This is a genomic window from Rathayibacter sp. AY1H2 (assembly GCF_002931985.1).
GTDB lineage: Bacteria > Actinomycetota > Actinomycetes > Actinomycetales > Microbacteriaceae > Rathayibacter.
In genome coordinates, this window is record NZ_PSUV01000039.1 from 1 (window position 1) to 1,489 (window position 1,489).

Consider the following 1,489-nt stretch of genomic DNA (forward strand, 5'->3'; position numbering starts at 1 on the left):
CTTCGATCACTTTCGTTGTGAAGCACCGTTCTGGTGTGGAGGCGGGATGTGTCCGATTCTTGAGAACTCAACAGCGTGCACTATGTTCAATGCCAATTTTATACCCCGGCCTTGATCTTCGGATCGGGTTGGGATTCCTTTGGAAATTGATGTCAGCTTCCGGCTTTCGGGTCGGAGAGATGTCTTATTTGCTAGAGGTCAAACTTGACTCTCCTTCTCTTCGGGGTTGGGGGTCGTAATTTTTTTACGGAGAGTTTGATCCTGGCTCAGGACGAACGCTGGCGGCGTGCTTAACACATGCAAGTCGAACGATGAAGCCCAGCTTGCTGGGTGGATTAGTGGCGAACGGGTGAGTAACACGTGAGTAACCTGCCCTTGACTCTGGGATAAGCGCTGGAAACGGCGTCTAATACCGGATACGACCTGCCCCGGCATCGGGTGCGGGTGGAAAGTTTTTCGGTCAAGGATGGACTCGCGGCCTATCAGCTAGTTGGTGAGGTAATGGCTCACCAAGGCGACGACGGGTAGCCGGCCTGAGAGGGTGACCGGCCACACTGGGACTGAGACACGGCCCAGACTCCTACGGGAGGCAGCAGTGGGGAATATTGCACAATGGGCGAAAGCCTGATGCAGCAACGCCGCGTGGGGGATGACGGCCTTCGGGTTGTAAACCTCTTTTAGTAGGGAAGAAGGGCTTCGGCTTGACGGTACCTGCAGAAAAAGCACCGGCTAACTACGTGCCAGCAGCCGCGGTAATACGTAGGGTGCAAGCGTTGTCCGGAATTATTGGGCGTAAAGAGCTCGTAGGCGGTTTGTCGCGTCTGCTGTGAAAACCCGAGGCTCAACCTCGGGCCTGCAGTGGGTACGGGCAGACTAGAGTGCGGTAGGGGAGAATGGAATTCCTGGTGTAGCGGTGGAATGCGCAGATATCAGGAGGAACACCGATGGCGAAGGCAGTTCTCTGGGCCGTTACTGACGCTGAGGAGCGAAAGCGTGGGGAGCGAACAGGATTAGATACCCTGGTAGTCCACGCCGTAAACGTTGGGAACTAGATGTGGGGACCTTTCCACGGTCTCCGTGTCGCAGCTAACGCATTAAGTTCCCCGCCTGGGGAGTACGGCCGCAAGGCTAAAACTCAAAGGAATTGACGGGGGCCCGCACAAGCGGCGGAGCATGCGGATTAATTCGATGCAACGCGAAGAACCTTACCAAGGCTTGACATATACCGGAAACTTCCAGAAATGGTTGCCCCGCAAGGTCGGTATACAGGTGGTGCATGGTTGTCGTCAGCTCGTGTCGTGAGATGTTGGGTTAAGTCCCGCAACGAGCGCAACCCTCGTTCTATGTTGCCAGCACGTCATGGTGGGAACTCATAGGAGACTGCCGGGGTCAACTCGGAGGAAGGTGGGGATGACGTCAAATCATCATGCCCCTTATGTCTTGGGCTTCACGCATGCTACAATGGCCGGTACAAAGGGCTGCGATACTG

Annotated in this window: 1 rRNA gene (cut by a window edge); it reads left to right on the forward strand. The window is 55.5% G+C overall.

The features are described 5' to 3' along the window. Positions 1-243 precede the first annotated feature (243 nt). A 16S ribosomal RNA gene (locus C5C29_RS16705) occupies positions 244-1,489 on the forward strand (it continues 376 nt past the right edge of the window).